Source organism: Escherichia sp. E4930 (assembly GCF_005845405.1).
Taxonomy (GTDB): domain Bacteria; phylum Pseudomonadota; class Gammaproteobacteria; order Enterobacterales; family Enterobacteriaceae; genus Escherichia.
In genome coordinates this window covers 25227-41882 of record NZ_VCDZ01000017.1, presented here as the reverse complement: position 1 = coordinate 41882, position 16656 = coordinate 25227, and the positions used below count along the sequence as shown (strand labels likewise).

Annotated in this window: 19 protein-coding genes; 15 read left to right on the top strand and 4 right to left on the bottom strand. The window is 51.4% G+C overall.

Annotated features, from left to right (window positions below; genetic code table 11):
• The first annotated feature begins 6 nt into the window (after positions 1-6).
• The 6 genes from mlaE (at position 7) to murA (ending at position 4020) form a co-directional block, all read left to right on the top strand.
• Positions 7-789: a lipid asymmetry maintenance ABC transporter permease subunit MlaE gene (gene mlaE, locus FFT88_RS18310; protein ID WP_000925792.1), complete on the top strand. Its 783-nt coding sequence runs from the start codon at positions 7-9 to the stop codon at positions 787-789.
• A 4-nt stretch (positions 790-793) separates the two neighbouring features.
• Entirely contained in the window at positions 794-1345 is a 552-nt protein-coding gene (gene mlaD, locus FFT88_RS18305) for an outer membrane lipid asymmetry maintenance protein MlaD (protein ID WP_130204578.1), read from the top strand.
• An 18-nt stretch (positions 1346-1363) separates the two neighbouring features.
• On the top strand, positions 1364-1999 hold the full coding sequence (gene mlaC / locus FFT88_RS18300; protein ID WP_130204580.1) for a phospholipid-binding protein MlaC: 636 nt from the start codon (positions 1364-1366) through the stop codon (positions 1997-1999).
• Entirely contained in the window at positions 1999-2292 is a 294-nt protein-coding gene (gene mlaB / locus FFT88_RS18295; RefSeq protein ID WP_130204582.1) for a lipid asymmetry maintenance protein MlaB, read from the top strand. The genes mlaC and mlaB overlap by 1 nt, the downstream gene beginning before the upstream one ends.
• Positions 2293-2451: 159 nt before the next feature.
• Positions 2452-2706: a BolA family iron metabolism protein IbaG gene (ibaG, locus tag FFT88_RS18290; protein ID WP_010379217.1), complete on the top strand. Its 255-nt coding sequence runs from the start codon at positions 2452-2454 to the stop codon at positions 2704-2706.
• 54 nt (positions 2707-2760) lie between these two features.
• Positions 2761-4020 carry a UDP-N-acetylglucosamine 1-carboxyvinyltransferase gene (murA, locus tag FFT88_RS18285; protein WP_130219201.1) on the top strand — a complete coding sequence of 420 codons (1260 nt, stop codon included), beginning with the start codon at positions 2761-2763 and terminating at the stop codon, positions 4018-4020.
• Positions 4021-4067: 47 nt separating this feature from the next.
• Here the strand turns inward: murA and sfsB are convergent, their stop codons facing one another.
• Positions 4068-4346: a DNA-binding transcriptional regulator SfsB gene (sfsB, locus tag FFT88_RS18280; protein ID WP_064529526.1), complete on the bottom strand. Its 279-nt coding sequence runs from the start codon at positions 4344-4346 to the stop codon at positions 4068-4070.
• Positions 4347-4572: 226 nt separating this feature from the next.
• Positions 4573-5544, bottom strand: coding sequence for an octaprenyl diphosphate synthase (ispB, locus tag FFT88_RS18275; RefSeq protein WP_130204586.1), 972 nt, complete (start codon positions 5542-5544; stop codon positions 4573-4575).
• Positions 5545-5802: 258 nt separating this feature from the next.
• Between ispB and rplU the strand changes: the two genes are divergently transcribed.
• The 4 genes from rplU (at position 5803) to cgtA (ending at position 8671) form a co-directional block, all read left to right on the top strand.
• Complete coding sequence (gene rplU / locus FFT88_RS18270; protein WP_000271401.1) at positions 5803-6114, top strand: 50S ribosomal protein L21; 312 nt, start codon at positions 5803-5805, stop codon at positions 6112-6114.
• Positions 6115-6134: 20 nt separating this feature from the next.
• Entirely contained in the window at positions 6135-6392 is a 258-nt protein-coding gene (rpmA, locus tag FFT88_RS18265; protein WP_000940595.1) for a 50S ribosomal protein L27, read from the top strand.
• Between the two features lie 125 nt (positions 6393-6517).
• Positions 6518-7483 carry a DMT family transporter gene (locus FFT88_RS18260; RefSeq protein ID WP_000813037.1) on the top strand — a complete coding sequence of 322 codons (966 nt, stop codon included), beginning with the start codon at positions 6518-6520 and terminating at the stop codon, positions 7481-7483.
• Between the two features lie 15 nt (positions 7484-7498).
• Complete coding sequence (gene cgtA, locus FFT88_RS18255; protein WP_000673561.1) at positions 7499-8671, top strand: Obg family GTPase CgtA; 1173 nt, start codon at positions 7499-7501, stop codon at positions 8669-8671.
• Between the two features lie 190 nt (positions 8672-8861).
• Here cgtA and dacB read toward each other — a convergent pair whose 3' ends face one another.
• Positions 8862-10295, bottom strand: a complete 1434-nt coding sequence (dacB, locus tag FFT88_RS18250) for a serine-type D-Ala-D-Ala carboxypeptidase (protein ID WP_135403598.1) — start codon at positions 10293-10295, stop codon at positions 8862-8864.
• Between the two features lie 247 nt (positions 10296-10542).
• On the opposite strand from dacB, the gene greA reads away from it, so the two are divergent.
• On the top strand, positions 10543-11019 hold the full coding sequence (greA, locus tag FFT88_RS18245; RefSeq protein WP_064529530.1) for a transcription elongation factor GreA: 477 nt from the start codon (positions 10543-10545) through the stop codon (positions 11017-11019).
• A gap of 155 nt (positions 11020-11174) precedes the next feature.
• Here the strand turns inward: greA and yhbY are convergent, their stop codons facing one another.
• Positions 11175-11468: a ribosome assembly RNA-binding protein YhbY gene (gene yhbY, locus FFT88_RS18240; protein ID WP_001054420.1), complete on the bottom strand. Its 294-nt coding sequence runs from the start codon at positions 11466-11468 to the stop codon at positions 11175-11177.
• Between the two features lie 126 nt (positions 11469-11594).
• Between yhbY and rlmE the strand changes: the two genes are divergently transcribed.
• The 4 genes from rlmE (at position 11595) to glmM (ending at position 16526) form a co-directional block, all read left to right on the top strand.
• The gene (gene rlmE / locus FFT88_RS18235; protein WP_000145975.1) at positions 11595-12224 is read left to right on the top strand and encodes a 23S rRNA (uridine(2552)-2'-O)-methyltransferase RlmE; all 630 of its coding nucleotides are present in this window, start codon (positions 11595-11597) and stop codon (positions 12222-12224) included.
• A gap of 99 nt (positions 12225-12323) precedes the next feature.
• Entirely contained in the window at positions 12324-14258 is a 1935-nt protein-coding gene (gene ftsH, locus FFT88_RS18230; protein WP_064529531.1) for an ATP-dependent zinc metalloprotease FtsH, read from the top strand.
• Positions 14259-14347: 89 nt separating this feature from the next.
• Positions 14348-15196 carry a dihydropteroate synthase gene (folP, locus tag FFT88_RS18225; protein ID WP_130219207.1) on the top strand — a complete coding sequence of 283 codons (849 nt, stop codon included), beginning with the start codon at positions 14348-14350 and terminating at the stop codon, positions 15194-15196.
• On the top strand, positions 15189-16526 hold the full coding sequence (gene glmM / locus FFT88_RS18220; RefSeq protein ID WP_000071134.1) for a phosphoglucosamine mutase: 1338 nt from the start codon (positions 15189-15191) through the stop codon (positions 16524-16526). The genes folP and glmM overlap by 8 nt, the downstream gene beginning before the upstream one ends.
• Positions 16527-16656: the final 130 nt, after the last annotated feature.

The window sequence follows — 16656 nt, the reverse complement described above, 5'->3', positions numbered from 1 at the left end:
CCACTCATGCTGTTAAATGCGCTGGCGTCGCTCGGACATAAAGGGATTAAAACCCTGAGAACGTTCGGGCGGGCCGGGTTAATGTTATTCAATGCGCTGGTCGGCAAACCGGAATTTCGCAAACATGCGCCGCTGTTGGTGCGTCAGCTCTATAATGTCGGCGTCCTGTCGATGCTGATTATTGTGGTTTCTGGCGTGTTCATCGGAATGGTGCTGGGTCTGCAAGGTTATCTGGTGCTGACCACTTATAGTGCGGAAACCAGTCTGGGGATGCTAGTGGCCTTGTCGCTGCTGCGCGAACTGGGGCCGGTGGTCGCAGCACTGCTGTTTGCCGGACGTGCCGGTTCGGCGTTAACTGCGGAAATCGGTTTGATGCGCGCCACAGAGCAGCTCTCCAGCATGGAGATGATGGCCGTGGACCCACTGCGCCGCGTCATTTCCCCACGTTTCTGGGCTGGGGTAATTTCACTACCGCTGCTGACGATAATTTTCGTCGCCGTGGGGATCTGGGGCGGATCGCTGGTTGGCGTCAGTTGGAAAGGCATTGATAGTGGGTTCTTCTGGTCGGCAATGCAAAACGCCGTCGACTGGCGTATGGATCTGGTCAACTGTCTGATTAAGAGCGTGGTGTTCGCTATTACGGTGACGTGGATTTCGTTGTTTAACGGTTATGACGCCATCCCGACCTCTGCCGGGATTAGCCGGGCAACCACTCGTACCGTTGTCCACTCGTCTCTGGCCGTTCTGGGGCTGGATTTTGTGCTGACCGCATTGATGTTTGGGAATTGAGTTCATGCAAACGAAAAAAAATGAAATTTGGGTGGGTATCTTTTTATTAGCAGCACTGCTGGCGGCGCTGTTTGTTTGCCTGAAGGCGGCAAACGTGACGTCAATGCGAACTGAACCGACCTACACGCTTTATGCGACGTTCGATAATATCGGCGGCCTGAAAGCGCGCTCTCCGGTCAGTATTGGTGGTGTTGTCGTAGGCCGGGTTGCAGATATTACGCTGGACCCGAAAACCTATCTACCGCGCGTGACGCTGGAAATTGAACAACGTTATAACCACATTCCTGATACCAGTTCGTTGAGCATTCGTACTTCCGGTTTGCTTGGGGAACAATATCTGGCATTAAACGTCGGTTTTGAAGACCCGGAACTGGGGACTGCTATTCTGAAAGAGGGGGATACGATTCAGGACACCAAATCTGCGATGGTTCTGGAAGATCTCATTGGTCAGTTCCTTTACGGCAGTAAAGGTGATGACAATAAGAATAGTGGCGATGCGCCAGCCGCTGTGCCAGGTAATAATGAAACCACTGAACCTGTGGGTACAACGAAATAATTTCAGGAGAACCGACGCATGTTTAAACGTTTAATGATGGTCGCTTTGCTAATGATTGCACCGCTGAGTGCGGCAACCGCGGCAGATCAGACCAATCCGTATAAGCTGATGGACGAGGCGGCACAGAAAACGTTCGATCGCCTGAAGAATGAACAATCGCAAATTCGGGCTAATCCGGATTACCTGCGTACCATCGTCGATCAGGAACTGCTACCGTACGTACAGATAAAATACGCCGGTGCGCTGGTACTGGGTCAGTACTACAAAAGCGCGACCCCAGCCCAGCGTGAAGCCTACTTTGCCGCTTTCCATGAGTATCTGAAGCAGGCTTACGGTCAGGCGCTGGCGATGTATCACGGTCAGACCTATCAGATTGCGCCAGAACAGCCGTTGGGTGATAAAACCATTGTGCCTATCCGTGTCACCATTATTGACCCGAATGGCCGTCCACCGGTACGTCTCGATTTCCAGTGGCGTAAAAACTCTCAGACTGGCAAGTGGCAGGCTTATGACATGATTGCCGAAGGCGTCAGCATGATCACCACGAAACAAAATGAGTGGGGGACTTTACTGCGCACGAAAGGCATCGATGGTCTGACCGCACAACTGAAGTCTATTTCTCAACAGAAAATCACCCTGGAAGAGAAAAAATAATGAGCGAGTCACTGAGCTGGATGCAGACGGGTGACACCCTGGTATTGACCGGAGAGCTGGATCAGGACGTTCTGCTGCCGCTGTGGGAAATGCGTGACGAAGCGGTGAGGGGGATTACCCGCATCGATCTTAGTCGAGTGTCCCGCGTTGATACGGGTGGACTGGCGTTGCTGCTCCATCTGATCGATCTGGCGAAAAAGCAAGGCAACAGCGTGACGCTTCAGGGGGTAAACGACAAGGTGTATACCCTGGCAAAATTGTATAATTTGCCGTCTGATGTCCTGCCTCGTTAATTTTTTTCAGGCTGAATAAGGCGTTACCCGCCAGTCCGGCAAACCTACCAGTAAGTCGAGCCTTGTCTGATTAATCAGCAAGGCTTTTTGCTTATTTATGACAGCGCAACTTTGCTCTAAGATGTTTCGCTGGTTTATTAACTGATGAATGAAGATCCCATGGAAAATAATGAAATTCAGAGCGTGCTGATGAACGCTCTTTCCCTCCAGGAAGTCCACGTTTCCGGCGATGGTAGCCACTTTCAGGTTATTGCCGTGGGTGAGATGTTTGATGGCATGAGCCGGGTTAAAAAACAGCAGACGGTTTACGGTCCGCTGATGGAATATATTGCGGATAACCGCATTCATGCTGTGTCGATCAAAGCGTATACCCCTGCGGAGTGGGCGCGCGATCGCAAACTGAACGGCTTTTGAGCTATGGGCGATACGCCGGTAGCGGATATGAATTGTTAACTGAGAACATACTAAATGGATAAATTTCGTGTTCAGGGGCCAACGAAGCTCCAGGGCGAAGTCACAATTTCCGGCGCTAAAAATGCTGCTCTGCCTATCCTTTTCGCTGCACTGCTGGCGGAAGATCCGGTGGAGATCCAGAACGTCCCGAAACTGAAAGACGTCGATACATCAATGAAGCTGCTTAGCCAGCTTGGCGCCAAAGTAGAACGTAATGGTTCTGTGCATATCGATGCCCGTGACGTTAATGTCTTCTGCGCGCCTTACGATCTGGTTAAAACCATGCGTGCCTCTATCTGGGCGCTTGGGCCGCTGGTGGCTCGTTTTGGTCAGGGGCAGGTTTCTCTGCCTGGTGGTTGTACGATTGGTGCTCGTCCGGTTGATTTACATATTTCCGGCCTTGAGCAATTAGGCGCGACCATCAAACTGGAAGAAGGTTACGTTAAAGCTTCCGTCGATGGCCGTCTGAAAGGCGCGCACATCGTGATGGATAAAGTCAGTGTTGGTGCAACCGTGACCATCATGTGTGCTGCAACCCTGGCGGAAGGCACCACAATTATTGAAAACGCGGCGCGTGAACCGGAAATCGTCGATACCGCGAACTTCCTGGTTACGCTGGGCGCGAAAATTAGCGGCCAGGGTACCGATCGTATTGTCATCGAAGGGGTAGAACGTTTAGGTGGCGGCGTTTACCGCGTCCTGCCGGATCGAATTGAAACCGGTACTTTCCTGGTTGCTGCGGCGATCTCTCGCGGCAAAATCGTCTGCCATAACGCCCAGCCAGATACCCTTGACGCTGTGCTGGCGAAACTGCGTGACGCCGGGGCGGACATTGAAGTGGGGGAAGACTGGATTAGCCTGGATATGCACGGCAAACGTCCGAAGGCCGTTAACGTACGTACTGCGCCGCATCCGGCGTTCCCGACCGATATGCAGGCCCAGTTCACGCTGCTGAACCTGGTGGCAGAAGGAACCGGATTTATCACCGAAACGGTCTTTGAAAACCGCTTTATGCACGTACCTGAGCTAAGCCGTATGGGCGCGCATGCCGAAATTGAAAGCAATACCGTTATTTGTCACGGTGTTGAAAAACTTTCCGGTGCACAGGTAATGGCAACCGATCTGCGTGCTTCAGCAAGTCTGGTGCTGGCTGGCTGCATTGCAGAAGGTACTACGGTTGTTGATCGTATTTATCACATCGATCGTGGCTACGAGCGCATTGAAGACAAACTTCGCGCGCTTGGTGCTAACATTGAGCGTGTGAAAGGCGAGTAATCGTCTGATAGCTGGCAGCCCCGTTCGCGGGGCTACCGCCAGGCTACTCATTTTTGCGGTTTGGTGTAGCTGCGCATCAACTGCGATCTGTCGATAAACTCATGGGTCAGCGGGTCATGATAGCGTGATGGCCAGATAACCCAGGGATCAGTTCCTAATGCTTTCGCAATAATCATCTCTCCTTTCGGCCAGGGACGCGATAATGCATTCGCCAGTGTCGAGGAACTCAAACCATTTCTGCGAGATTCCGCCGCCATTGACGTTCCTCTTTTCCGCAAACCCGCAATGATATCGGCGGGATGCCAGTCAATAAAATTATTCTCCATCTTTCCTCACTCCTTAAGTTAGTCGCTTACTTTCAGAACATGCACTCCGGGTAACGCCACTATACTCCTGATGGCGCATTGTTCTAAAAAGTTCCTGTAAGGAGTGTGAATATTCAGAATATATTAAGATAAGTTATCTGTATTTCAGACAATTTTGCGATTGATTGAGGTTTTTTTGGAGTTTATTAGAATTATCCCGCGCAGTACGCGGGATAACAGGAAGGGATTAACGATCGCGTTGAACAGCGATGTGTGCGAGGCCGATTAACGCCTCTCGCCATGGGGTATCCGGCAACACTTGCAATGCAGCAATGGCTTTGTCTGCTTCTTCTTCCGCACGCTGACGTGTCCATTCCAGAGAGCCGCAAGCGTTCATTGCTTCCAGAACCGGTTCCAGAAGATGTCGACCGTTCCCTTGTTCGATGGCGGAACGGATCATCTGTGCCTGTTCTGGTGTGCCATGATGCATCGCATGCAGCAGCGGCAGCGTCGGTTTACCTTCGTTCAGATCATCACCGACATTTTTGCCCAACTGTTCGCCATCGGCATTGTAATCGAGCAAATCGTCGATCAGCTGGAAAGCCGTGCCGAGGTAACGACCATAATCTTGCAGGCCTTTTTCCTCTTCCGGCGTACAGCCTGCCAGAATACCGGAACACTGAGCAGCAGCCTCGAACAGACGTGCGGTTTTGCTGTAAATAACACGCATGTAGTTCTCTTCGGTGATGTCCGGATCATTAACGTTCATCAGTTGCAAAACTTCACCTTCCGCGATGACGTTTACAGCCTCTGACATCACTTCCAGCACTTTGAGCGAGCCGAGGCTGGTCATCATCTGGAACGCACGGGTATAAATAAAATCGCCTACCAGCACGCTGGCAGCGTTACCAAAGGCGGCGTTGGCGGTAGCTTTACCTCGGCGCATATCTGATTCATCCACAACGTCGTCGTGTAGCAGGGTCGCCGTGTGGATAAACTCAATTAGGGCAGCAATGGTGACATGTGCATTCCCCTCATAACCAACAGCTCGTGCAGCCAGTACAGCAATCATCGGACGAATACGTTTACCGCCGCCGCTGACGATGTAATAGCCTAACTGATTGATCAGTTGGACGTCGGAATTAAGCTGCTCGAGAATTGCTGCATTAACACCCGCCATATCTTGCGCGGTTAACTCATTGATTTTTTCTAAATTCATCGCAAAAGCCGGGCTTTTCGCCCCGATTACCTTACTGTGAACAGAGGCAACTTAGGGTTTATGGTTAGGAATATAGAGTGATTGTACTGAAAAAATGGCACAGATAAACGTTACCGTACAAGTTGTGTTTTTTTTCTTCGTGTATTGACTGTAGCACTTGTCAAAGGCGTGCGTTTTGCGTAATATTCGCGCCCTATTGTGAATATTTATAGCGCACTCTGAATCATTGAAAAGGTGTGCGCGGAAGCGGAGTTTTATATGTACGCGGTTTTCCAAAGTGGTGGTAAACAACACCGAGTAAGCGAAGGTCAGACCGTTCGCCTGGAAAAGCTGGACATCGCAACTGGCGAAACTGTTGAGTTCGCTGAAGTGCTGATGATCGCAAACGGTGAAGAAGTCAAAATCGGCGTTCCTTTCGTTGATGGCGGCGTAATCAAAGCTGAAGTTGTTGCTCACGGTCGTGGCGAGAAAGTTAAAATCGTTAAGTTTCGCCGTCGTAAACACTATCGTAAGCAGCAGGGCCATCGTCAGTGGTTCACTGATGTGAAAATTACTGGCATCAGCGCCTAAGACCTGAGGAGAGATTTCAAATGGCACATAAAAAGGCTGGCGGCTCCACACGTAACGGTCGCGATTCAGAAGCTAAACGCCTGGGCGTTAAGCGTTTCGGTGGCGAATCCGTTCTGGCGGGTAGCATCATCGTTCGTCAACGTGGTACCAAATTCCACGCTGGCGCTAACGTAGGTTGCGGTCGTGACCACACTCTGTTTGCTAAAGCAGACGGTAAAGTGAAATTCGAAGTTAAAGGCCCGAAAAACCGTAAATTTATCAGCATCGAAGCTGAATAAGTTTTTCGCGTCCCGGTAACGGATGAAAGCCCCGCAACACGTTGCGGGGCTTTTTACATTCGATAACCGGTAAAATGCGCATGGTGCGGCGTTAATCCGCAAATGCGCTTTGCAGGGAATACGGTATGAAGCAGCAGGCAGGCATTGGCATTCTTTTGGCGCTCACCACAGCAATTTGCTGGGGGGCGTTGCCAATCGCAATGAAGCAGGTGCTGGAGGTGATGGAGCCTCCGACAATCGTGTTTTACCGTTTCTTGATGGCGAGTATTGGTCTTGGTGCCATTCTTGCGGTGAAGAAGAGGTTGCCGCCATTACGCGTGTTTCGTAAGCCACGCTGGTTGATTTTGTTGGCAGTGGCGACCGCTGGGCTGTTTGGGAACTTCATCCTGTTCAGCTCATCCTTGCAATACCTGAGTCCGACCGCTTCGCAGGTGATTGGGCAACTCTCGCCAGTTGGCATGATGGTTGCCAGCGTATTTATCCTGAAAGAGAAAATGCGCAGCACTCAGGTTGTGGGGGCATTGATGCTCCTGAGCGGCCTGGTGATGTTTTTTAACACCAGTCTGGTCGAGATATTTACAAAGCTCACCGATTATACCTGGGGAGTTATCTTTGGGGTCGGTGCGGCGACGGTCTGGGTGAGTTATGGCGTGGCGCAAAAGGTTTTATTGCGTCGGCTGGCCTCACCGCAGATCCTGTTTTTACTGTACACTTTATGTACAATTGCGCTCTTCCCTCTGGCAAAGCCAGGGGTGATAGCGCAGCTTAGCCACTGGCAGCTCGCATGTTTAATTTTTTGCGGACTGAATACCTTGGTAGGATATGGCGCCCTGGCGGAAGCGATGGCTCGCTGGCAGGCAGCGCAGGTGAGTGCGATCATCACGCTCACCCCACTGTTTACGCTGTTTTTTTCAGATCTTTTATCACTGGCCTGGCCCGATTTCTTCGCCAGACCGATGTTAAACCTTTTAGGTTATCTCGGTGCGTTTGTCGTGGTTGCGGGCGCGATGTATTCCGCCATTGGTCATCGTATTTGGGGCGGATTACGTAAGCATACAACGGTGGTATCGCAACCCCGCGCAGGCGAATGATTTACGGAGAATAAAATGAAGTTTGTTGATGAAGCATCGATTCTGGTCGTTGCAGGTGATGGCGGTAATGGTTGCGTGAGCTTCCGCCGCGAAAAATATATTCCGAAAGGCGGCCCGGATGGCGGCGACGGCGGTGACGGTGGTGACGTATGGATGGAAGCCGACGAGAACCTGAACACGCTTATCGATTATCGTTTTGAAAAATCTTTCCGTGCAGAGCGCGGTCAGAACGGCGCAAGCCGCGATTGTACCGGTAAGCGCGGTAAAGACGTGACGATTAAAGTGCCGGTAGGTACGCGTGTTATCGATCAGGGCACTGGTGAAACCATGGGCGATATGACCAAACACGGTCAGCGTCTGCTGGTTGCCAAGGGCGGCTGGCACGGTCTGGGCAATACCCGTTTCAAATCGTCCGTTAACCGTACACCACGGCAGAAAACCAACGGTACGCCGGGCGATAAGCGCGAGCTGCTGCTGGAGCTGATGCTGCTGGCTGATGTCGGTATGCTGGGAATGCCAAATGCCGGTAAATCGACATTTATCCGCGCTGTCTCGGCGGCTAAACCGAAAGTAGCGGACTATCCGTTTACTACGCTCGTACCAAGCCTTGGCGTGGTACGTATGGACAACGAGAAGAGCTTCGTTGTTGCTGATATCCCGGGGTTGATTGAAGGCGCAGCGGAAGGCGCAGGTCTGGGCATTCGCTTCCTGAAGCACCTGGAACGTTGCCGCGTCCTGTTGCACCTCATCGATATCGATCCGATTGACGGCACCGATCCGGTTGAAAACGCGCGTATTATTATCAGCGAGCTGGAAAAATACAGCCAGGATCTGGCGGCGAAACCACGCTGGTTAGTCTTCAACAAGATCGACCTGCTGGATAAAGCAGAAGCTGAAGAGAAAGCGAAAGCGATCGCTGAGGCGCTGGGCTGGGAAGATAAATATTATCTGATCTCTGCGGCGAGCGGACTGGGCGTGAAAGATCTCTGCTGGGATGTGATGACCTTTATCATTGAAAACCCGGTCGTGCAGGCAGAAGAAGCGAAACAGCCAGAGAAAGTCGAATTCATGTGGGATGATTATCACCGCCAGCAGCTTGAAGAGATTGCTGAAGAGGATGATGAAGACTGGGATGACGATTGGGACGAAGACGACGAAGAAGGCGTTGAGTTCATTTACAAGCGTTAATCACTGATGACAAACGCCAAATAAGCCTGATGCGCTACACTTATCAGGTCAGGCCTACAAGATGATTGCAATATATTGAATTTGCACGATTTTGTAGGGCGGGTAAGGCGTTCACGGCGCATCCGACATAAACAAAGCGCGCTTTGTCAATAATCTGAAACCCCGGCCATGTGCCGGGGTTTCTTTTTGACTAATTGTTCTGATAAATATCTTTATACAAACGGCTTTCAAAACGTACCAACGGAATACGGCGATTACGCTGATCCGCGGGTTCTACTGCATAACCAGAAAGATATTGTACGAACGCCATTCGTTGCCCACTTGCTGTGGTGATGAATCCTGCCAGGTTATACACGCCCTGCAACGAACCTGTTTTCGCTGAAACTTTACCATCTACTCCCGCTTGATGCAGACCTGCACGGTACTGCAACGAACCATCGTAGCCTGCCAAAGGTAGCATTGAGATAAAGTTAAGCTCATTGTCGTGTTGGGCAATGTATTGCAGCACCTGCATCATGGTGGCTGGTGCAATCAGGTTATGCCGTGAAAGCCCGGAACCATCTGCAATAATCGTGTTGCCAATATCCACACCCGCCTGCTTACGCAGGATCTGACGCACGGCGTCCGACCCGGCCCGCCATGTCCCAGGGACATTAAAGCGCGCATGACCAATCATGCGAAAGACGGTATCGGCGATCATGTTGTCGGACTTTTTCAGCATAATCTTAAGCAGATCGTGCAAAGGGGCCGACTGTTTACTGGCAACCACCGTTCCTGGGTCGTTAACCTGCGTTTGTCGCAGTAGCGTGCCGGAATAGGTAATGCCTGCCTGTTTTAACTCATCTTTCAGAATCGCTCCGGCGTAGCTGGCGCCATCCTGTACGGCAAAAGCCAACGGGAGCGGCTCTGAACGTTGTGGTAGGCATCCGGTTAACGTAAAGCGGTTAAGGTCGCCTGGCACCACATCCAGCTCGCAATATTGCGCTTCGGCTGAACCTCGGGGGAGAGTGCGTACCTGGCTGAACATCGTTACAGGATAATAAGAGGCCACGCGAACAAAGGCTATATCACCGGGTTTTTGGGCACTGTAGAGCGAGACGGAAAAGCAATTGCGGTCAACAATGGCGGCGGCAGGCGGGGCGCTAAAGCATTGTGTCATATCGTTCCAGGGCCAGCCGGGGGCTTTATCGTGACTGGCAAAAATGGACGTGTCTATGAACACATTGCCCTCGATTTGGGAGACGCCTGATTTTTTCAGGGTCGCCACCATATTACGAATATCCTGACGTTTTAGCGTCGGATCGGCACCAAATCGCGCCACTAAGTCACCCTTGAGTACGCCGTTTTCCACATTGCCTTTGGTTTCAAGCGTCGTGGTAAAACGAAAATCGGGGCCAAGTTGAATCAACGCCGCCAGCGCAGTGATCACCTTCTGCGTACTGGCGGGCAGCGCCATTTGCTGACTATGATAATCAATAGCAGGGGCAGACGCGCCGACTTTTTGCACCATCAGGGCAAGGTTGGCGCCAGCGGGGAGTTGAGTAATGTACTCATCTACATTCGCGGCCTGAACACTGAACGCTATACAGCTGGTCAATCCGATGATAAATCTGGAAAATCGCATAATCTCGCGCTAACAACCTGGAATCGAGCCGTCATACTACGGCGCAACGCCCTATAAAGTAAACGATGACCCTTCGGGAACTTCAGGGTAAAATGACTATCAAAATGTGAATTATTGCTGGCCTGGGACCTGTTCCCGGGTCGGTATTTTTTTGCTTCTGGCCCCGACGAGGAGTTGTGCCGGGCATGCCGAACAGCCGGGGCGAGTGGAGACTCTCCCCATCAGGAATATTCAAGAGGTATAACAAATGCAAGCTATTCCGATGACCTTACGCGGCGCTGAAAAATTACGCGAAGAGCTGGATTTTCTGAAATCTGTGCGCCGTCCTGAAATCATTGCTGCTATCGCGGAAGCGCGTGAGCATGGCGACCTGAAAGAAAACGCCGAATACCACGCAGCGCGTGAACAGCAGGGCTTCTGCGAAGGCCGTATCAAAGATATCGAAGCTAAGCTGTCGAACGCGCAAGTGATTGATGTCACCAAAATGCCCAACAATGGGCGCGTTATTTTTGGTGCTACCGTAACGGTTTTGAATCTGGATTCTGACGAAGAACAGACTTATCGCATCGTTGGCGATGACGAAGCTGACTTTAAACAAAACCTGATTTCTGTAAACTCGCCTATTGCTCGTGGCCTGATTGGCAAAGAAGAAGATGATGTCGTGGTCATCAAAACGCCGGGCGGCGATGTAGAATTTGAAGTAATTAAGGTGGAATACCTGTAAGAATTACCCAATACTCAAAATGTTGATGTATTGTAAAGAAAGGAAAAAGGCCGCTATGCGGCCTTTTATCAACGAACAGAGCGTGGCATTTTGCTCTCCTGCTTGCGGAAAATCCCTCGTTTTACACAGCAAATGTGTGTAACTTTAGGATAATCTTAGCGTGGCAGCGAGATTTTACGTTCTTTAGTTGGACGATAAAGCACCAGCGTTTTACCGATGACCTGTACATTACAGGCGCCGGTTTCGCGCACGATAGCTTCCACGATCAAGGTTTTAGTTTCGCGATCTTCAGTGGCGATTTTCACCTTGATGAGTTCATGGTGCTCTAACGCTTGTTCAATCTCGGCCAGCACCCCTTCGGTCAAACCATTACTGCCAAGCAGAACAACTGGCTTGAGCGGATGTGCCAGACCTTTCAGGTGCTGTTTTTGTTTAGTACTCAGATTCATCGTATTTTTTTGCTTACGTTGGGATTGAAAACGGGTCATTCTACCGCCATCTCCCATATATCGCCAAATAGGTGCGTAAAAATTTACGCAATTGGTTACGATGAGTTATCCCAATGGGAAAGTTAAATGACAGGTAAGAAGCGTTCTGCCAGCTCCAGTCGCTGGCTTCAGGAACACTTTAGCGATAAATATGTTCAACAGGCACAGAAAAAGGGGTTACGTTCCCGTGCCTGGTTTAAACTTGATGAAATACAGCAAAGTGACAAACTCTTTAAACCGGGAATGACGGTTGTCGACCTTGGTGCTGCGCCAGGTGGTTGGTCACAATATGTGGTCACCCAAATTGGCGGCAAAGGCCGTATCATCGCTTGCGATCTTTTACCTATGGATCCTATCGTTGGTGTGGACTTTCTTCAGGGCGATTTTCGTGATGAACTGGTGATGAAAGCACTGCTGGAGCGCGTAGGCGACAGCAAAGTCCAGGTTGTCATGTCCGATATGGCACCAAACATGAGCGGAACACCGGCGGTGGATATCCCCCGTGCCATGTATCTGGTGGAACTGGCGCTAGAAATGTGTCGTGATGTATTAGCGCCAGGTGGCAGTTTTGTAGTGAAGGTGTTCCAGGGCGAAGGTTTCGATGAGTATCTAAGGGAAATTCGCTCCCTGTTTACGAAGGTCAAAGTTCGTAAGCCGGACTCTTCTCGTGCACGTTCGCGGGAAGTGTATATTGTAGCGACCGGGCGTAAACCCTAACCGGGAGATTTCAGACGAAAGTTTGAAAGATGCTGGATATAGAGTATCCTGACGCTGTTTTTAACACAGTTGTAATAAGAGGTTAATCCCTTGAGTGACATGGCGAAAAACCTAATACTCTGGCTGGTCATTGCCGTTGTGCTGATGTCAGTATTCCAGAGCTTTGGGCCCAGCGAGTCTAATGGACGTAAGGTGGATTACTCTACCTTCCTACAAGAGGTCAATAACGACCAGGTTCGTGAAGCGCGTATCAACGGACGTGAAATCAACGTTACCAAGAAAGATAGTAACCGTTATACCACTTACATTCCGGTTCAGGATCCGAAGTTACTGGATAACCTGCTGACCAAGAACGTCAAGGTTGTCGGTGAACCGCCTGAAGAGCCAAGCCTGCTGGCTTCTATCTTCATCTCCTGGTTCCCGATGCTGTTGCTGATTGGTGTCTGGATCTTCTTCATGCGTCAAATGCAGGGCGGCGGTGGCAAAGGTGCCATGTCGTTCGGTAAGAGCAAAGCGCGCATGCTGACGGAAGATCAGATCAAAACGACCTTTGCTGACGTTGCGGGCTGCGACGAAGCAAAAGAAGAAGTTGCTGAACTGGTTGAGTATCTGCGCGAGCCAAGCCGCTTCCAGAAACTCGGCGGTAAGATCCCGAAAGGCGTCCTGATGGTCGGTCCTCCGGGTACCGGTAAAACGCTGCTGGCGAAAGCGATTGCAGGCGAAGCGAAAGTTCCGTTCTTTACTATCTCCGGTTCTGACTTCGTAGAAATGTTCGTCGGTGTGGGTGCATCCCGTGTTCGTGACATGTTCGAACAGGCGAAGAAAGCGGCACCGTGCATCATCTTTATCGATGAAATCGACGCCGTCGGCCGCCAGCGTGGCGCAGGTCTTGGCGGTGGTCACGATGAACGTGAACAGACTCTGAACCAGATGCTGGTTGAGATGGATGGCTTCGAAGGTAACGAAGGTATCATCGTTATCGCCGCGACTAACCGTCCGGACGTTCTGGACCCGGCACTGCTGCGTCCTGGCCGTTTCGACCGTCAGGTTGTGGTTGGTCTGCCAGATGTTCGCGGTCGTGAGCAGATCCTGAAAGTTCACATGCGTCGCGTACCATTGGCACCCGATATCGACGCGGCAATCATTGCCCGTGGTACTCCTGGTTTCTCCGGTGCTGACCTGGCGAACCTGGTGAACGAAGCGGCACTGTTCGCTGCTCGTGGCAACAAACGCGTTGTGTCGATGGTTGAGTTCGAGAAAGCGAAAGACAAAATCATGATGGGTGCGGAACGTCGCTCCATGGTGATGACGGAAGCGCAGAAAGAATCGACGGCATACCACGAAGCAGGCCATGCGATTATCGGTCGCCTGGTTCCGGAACACGATCCGGTGCACAAAGTGACGATTATTCCGCGCGGACGTGCATTGGGTGTGACCTTCTTCCTGCCTGAAGGCGACGCAATCAGTGCCAGCCGTCAGAAACTGGAAAGCCAGATTTCTACGCTGTACGGTGGTCGTCTGGCAGAAGAGATCATCTACGGGCCGGAACATGTTTCTACCGGGGCGTCCAACGATATTAAAGTTGCGACCAACCTGGCACGTAACATGGTGACTCAGTGGGGCTTCTCCGAAAAACTTGGTCCGCTGCTGTACGCGGAAGAAGAAGGTGAAGTGTTCCTCGGTCGTAGCGTGGCGAAAGCGAAACATATGTCCGATGAAACTGCGCGTATCATCGACCAGGAAGTGAAGTTACTGATTGAGCGTAACTACAATCGTGCGCGTCAGTTGTTGAACGACAACCTGGATATTCTGCATGCGATGAAAGATGCGCTCATGAAATATGAAACCATCGATGCACCGCAGATTGACGACCTGATGGCACGTCGCGATGTACGCCCGCCAGCGGGCTGGGAAGAACCAGGTGCTTCTAATAATTCTGGCGACAATGGTAGTCCAAAGGCTCCGCGTCCGGTTGATGAACCGCGTACGCCGAACCCGGGTAACACCATGTCAGAGCAGTTAGGCGACAAGTAAGTTCCCGCATCAGATGACTGTATTTGTACCGAAAACCCCGGGGCGTGCTCCGGGGTTTTTTCTTATCAATTCATACCAGGGATAACACCATGAAACTCTTTGCCCAGGGCACTTCACTGGACCTTAGCCATCCTCACGTAATGGGGATCCTCAACGTCACGCCTGATTCTTTCTCCGATGGCGGCACGCATAATTCGCTGATTGATGCGGTGAAACATGCGAATCTGATGATCAATGCTGGCGCAACGATCATTGACGTTGGCGGCGAGTCCACACGTCCAGGGGCTGCGGAAGTGAGCGTTGAAGAAGAGTTGCAACGTGTTATTCCTGTGGTTGAGGCAATTGCTCAACGCTTCGAAGTCTGGATCTCGGTAGATACATCCAAACCAGAAGTGATCCGTGAGTCAGCGAAAGCAGGCGCTCACATCATTAATGATATCCGCTCCCTTTCCGAACCCGGCGCCCTGGAAGCTGCCGCTGAAACTGGTTTGCCAGTTTGCCTGATGCATATGCAGGGAAACCCAAAGACCATGCAGGAAGCACCAAAGTATGACGATGTCTTTGCCGAGGTAAATCGCTACTTTATTGAGCAAATAGCACGTTGTGAACGGGCGGGTATCGCAAAAGAGAAATTGTTGCTCGACCCCGGATTCGGTTTCGGTAAAAATCTCTCCCATAACTATTCATTACTGGCGCGCCTGGCTGAATTTCACCATTTCAACCTGCCGCTATTGGTGGGCATGTCTCGAAAATCGATGATTGGGCAGCTGCTGAACGTTGGGCCATCTGAGCGTCTGAGCGGTAGTCTGGCCTGTGCGGTCATTGCCGCAATGCAAGGCGCGCACATTATTCGTGTTCATGACGTCAAAGAAACCGTAGAAGCGATGCGAGTGGTGGAAGCCACTCTGTCTGCAAAGGAAAACAAACGCTATGAGTAATCGTAAATATTTCGGTACCGATGGGATTCGTGGTCGTGTTGGGGATGCGCCGATCACGCCTGATTTTGTGCTTAAGCTGGGGTGGGCTGCGGGTAAAGTGCTGGCGCGCCACGGCTCCCGTAAGATCATTATTGGTAAAGACACGCGTATTTCTGGCTATATGCTGGAGTCGGCGCTGGAGGCGGGTCTGGCGGCTGCCGGTCTTTCCGCACTCTTCACTGGCCCGATGCCAACACCGGCCGTGGCTTATCTGACGCGTACCTTCCGCGCCGAAGCTGGGATTGTAATTTCTGCATCACATAACCCATTTTATGATAACGGGATCAAATTCTTTTCTATTGACGGCACCAAGCTGCCGGATGCAGTTGAAGAAGCCATTGAAGCTGAAATGGAAAAAGAGATTAGCTGCGTTGATTCGGCAGAACTGGGTAAAGCCAGCCGTATCGTTGATGCCGCGGGTCGCTATATCGAGTTTTGCAAAGCCACGTTCCCGAACGAACTTAGCCTCAGTGAACTGAAGATTGTGGTGGATTGTGCAAACGGTGCGACTTATCACATTGCGCCGAACGTGCTGCGCGAGCTGGGAGCGAATGTTATCGCTATCGGTTGTGAGCCGAACGGCGTAAACATCAATGCCGAAGTGGGCGCAACTGATGTTCGTGCGTTACAGGCGCGTGTGCTGGCTGAAAAAGCGGATCTCGGTATCGCCTTTGACGGTGACGGCGACCGCGTGATTATGGTTGACCATGAAGGCAATAAAGTCGATGGCGATCAGATCATGTATATCATCGCGCGTGAAGGTCTTCGTCAGGGCCAGCTGCGTGGTGGCGCTGTGGGTACATTGATGAGCAATATGGGGCTGGAACTGGCGCTGAAACAGTTAGGTATTCCATTTGCTCGTGCGAAAGTGGGCGACCGCTACGTACTGGAAAAAATGCAGGAGAAAGGCTGGCGCATCGGTGCCGAGAACTCCGGTCATGTGATCCTGCTGGATAAAACCACTACCGGTGACGGCATCGTTGCTGGTTTGCAGGTGCTGGCGGCGATGGCGCGTAACCATATGAGCCTGCACGACCTTTGCAGTGGCATGAAAATGTTCCCGCAGATTCTGGTTAATGTGCGTTACACCGCAGGTAGCGGCGATCCGCTTGAGCATGAGTCAGTTAAAGCCGTGACCGCAGAGGTTGAAGCTGCGCTGGGCAACCGTGGACGCGTGTTGCTGCGTAAATCTGGCACCGAGCCGTTAATTCGCGTGATGGTAGAAGGTGAAGACGAAGCGCAGGTAACCGAATTTGCGCATCGCATCGCTGACGCGGTAAAAGCAGTTTGATTCGATAGCTAACTGGCTAAAAAGGCGGCGATTGTCGCCTTTGTTCTTCTTAAGCACATCGGTTTTGCTGTTTTTTTCCGCAGTTGATACAATGCGATAAAATTGCCCTTGCGAAGGTCATTCGCTTTGG

Coding starts and splice junctions, on each gene's coding strand:
- mlaE (WP_000925792.1), top strand. CDS start 7: ATGCTGTTAAATGCGCTGGCGTCGCTCGGACATAAAGGGATTAAAACC.
- mlaD (WP_130204578.1), top strand. CDS start 794: ATGCAAACGAAAAAAAATGAAATTTGGGTGGGTATCTTTTTATTAGCA.
- mlaC (WP_130204580.1), top strand. CDS start 1,364: ATGTTTAAACGTTTAATGATGGTCGCTTTGCTAATGATTGCACCGCTG.
- mlaB (WP_130204582.1), top strand. CDS start 1,999: ATGAGCGAGTCACTGAGCTGGATGCAGACGGGTGACACCCTGGTATTG.
- ibaG (WP_010379217.1), top strand. CDS start 2,452: ATGGAAAATAATGAAATTCAGAGCGTGCTGATGAACGCTCTTTCCCTC.
- murA (WP_130219201.1), top strand. CDS start 2,761: ATGGATAAATTTCGTGTTCAGGGGCCAACGAAGCTCCAGGGCGAAGTC.
- sfsB (WP_064529526.1), bottom strand. CDS start 4,346: ATGGAGAATAATTTTATTGACTGGCATCCCGCCGATATCATTGCGGGT.
- ispB (WP_130204586.1), bottom strand. CDS start 5,544: ATGAATTTAGAAAAAATCAATGAGTTAACCGCGCAAGATATGGCGGGT.
- rplU (WP_000271401.1), top strand. CDS start 5,803: ATGTACGCGGTTTTCCAAAGTGGTGGTAAACAACACCGAGTAAGCGAA.
- rpmA (WP_000940595.1), top strand. CDS start 6,135: ATGGCACATAAAAAGGCTGGCGGCTCCACACGTAACGGTCGCGATTCA.
- FFT88_RS18260 (WP_000813037.1), top strand. CDS start 6,518: ATGAAGCAGCAGGCAGGCATTGGCATTCTTTTGGCGCTCACCACAGCA.
- cgtA (WP_000673561.1), top strand. CDS start 7,499: ATGAAGTTTGTTGATGAAGCATCGATTCTGGTCGTTGCAGGTGATGGC.
- dacB (WP_135403598.1), bottom strand. CDS start 10,295: ATGCGATTTTCCAGATTTATCATCGGATTGACCAGCTGTATAGCGTTC.
- greA (WP_064529530.1), top strand. CDS start 10,543: ATGCAAGCTATTCCGATGACCTTACGCGGCGCTGAAAAATTACGCGAA.
- yhbY (WP_001054420.1), bottom strand. CDS start 11,468: ATGAATCTGAGTACTAAACAAAAACAGCACCTGAAAGGTCTGGCACAT.
- rlmE (WP_000145975.1), top strand. CDS start 11,595: ATGACAGGTAAGAAGCGTTCTGCCAGCTCCAGTCGCTGGCTTCAGGAA.
- ftsH (WP_064529531.1), top strand. CDS start 12,324: ATGGCGAAAAACCTAATACTCTGGCTGGTCATTGCCGTTGTGCTGATG.
- folP (WP_130219207.1), top strand. CDS start 14,348: ATGAAACTCTTTGCCCAGGGCACTTCACTGGACCTTAGCCATCCTCAC.
- glmM (WP_000071134.1), top strand. CDS start 15,189: ATGAGTAATCGTAAATATTTCGGTACCGATGGGATTCGTGGTCGTGTT.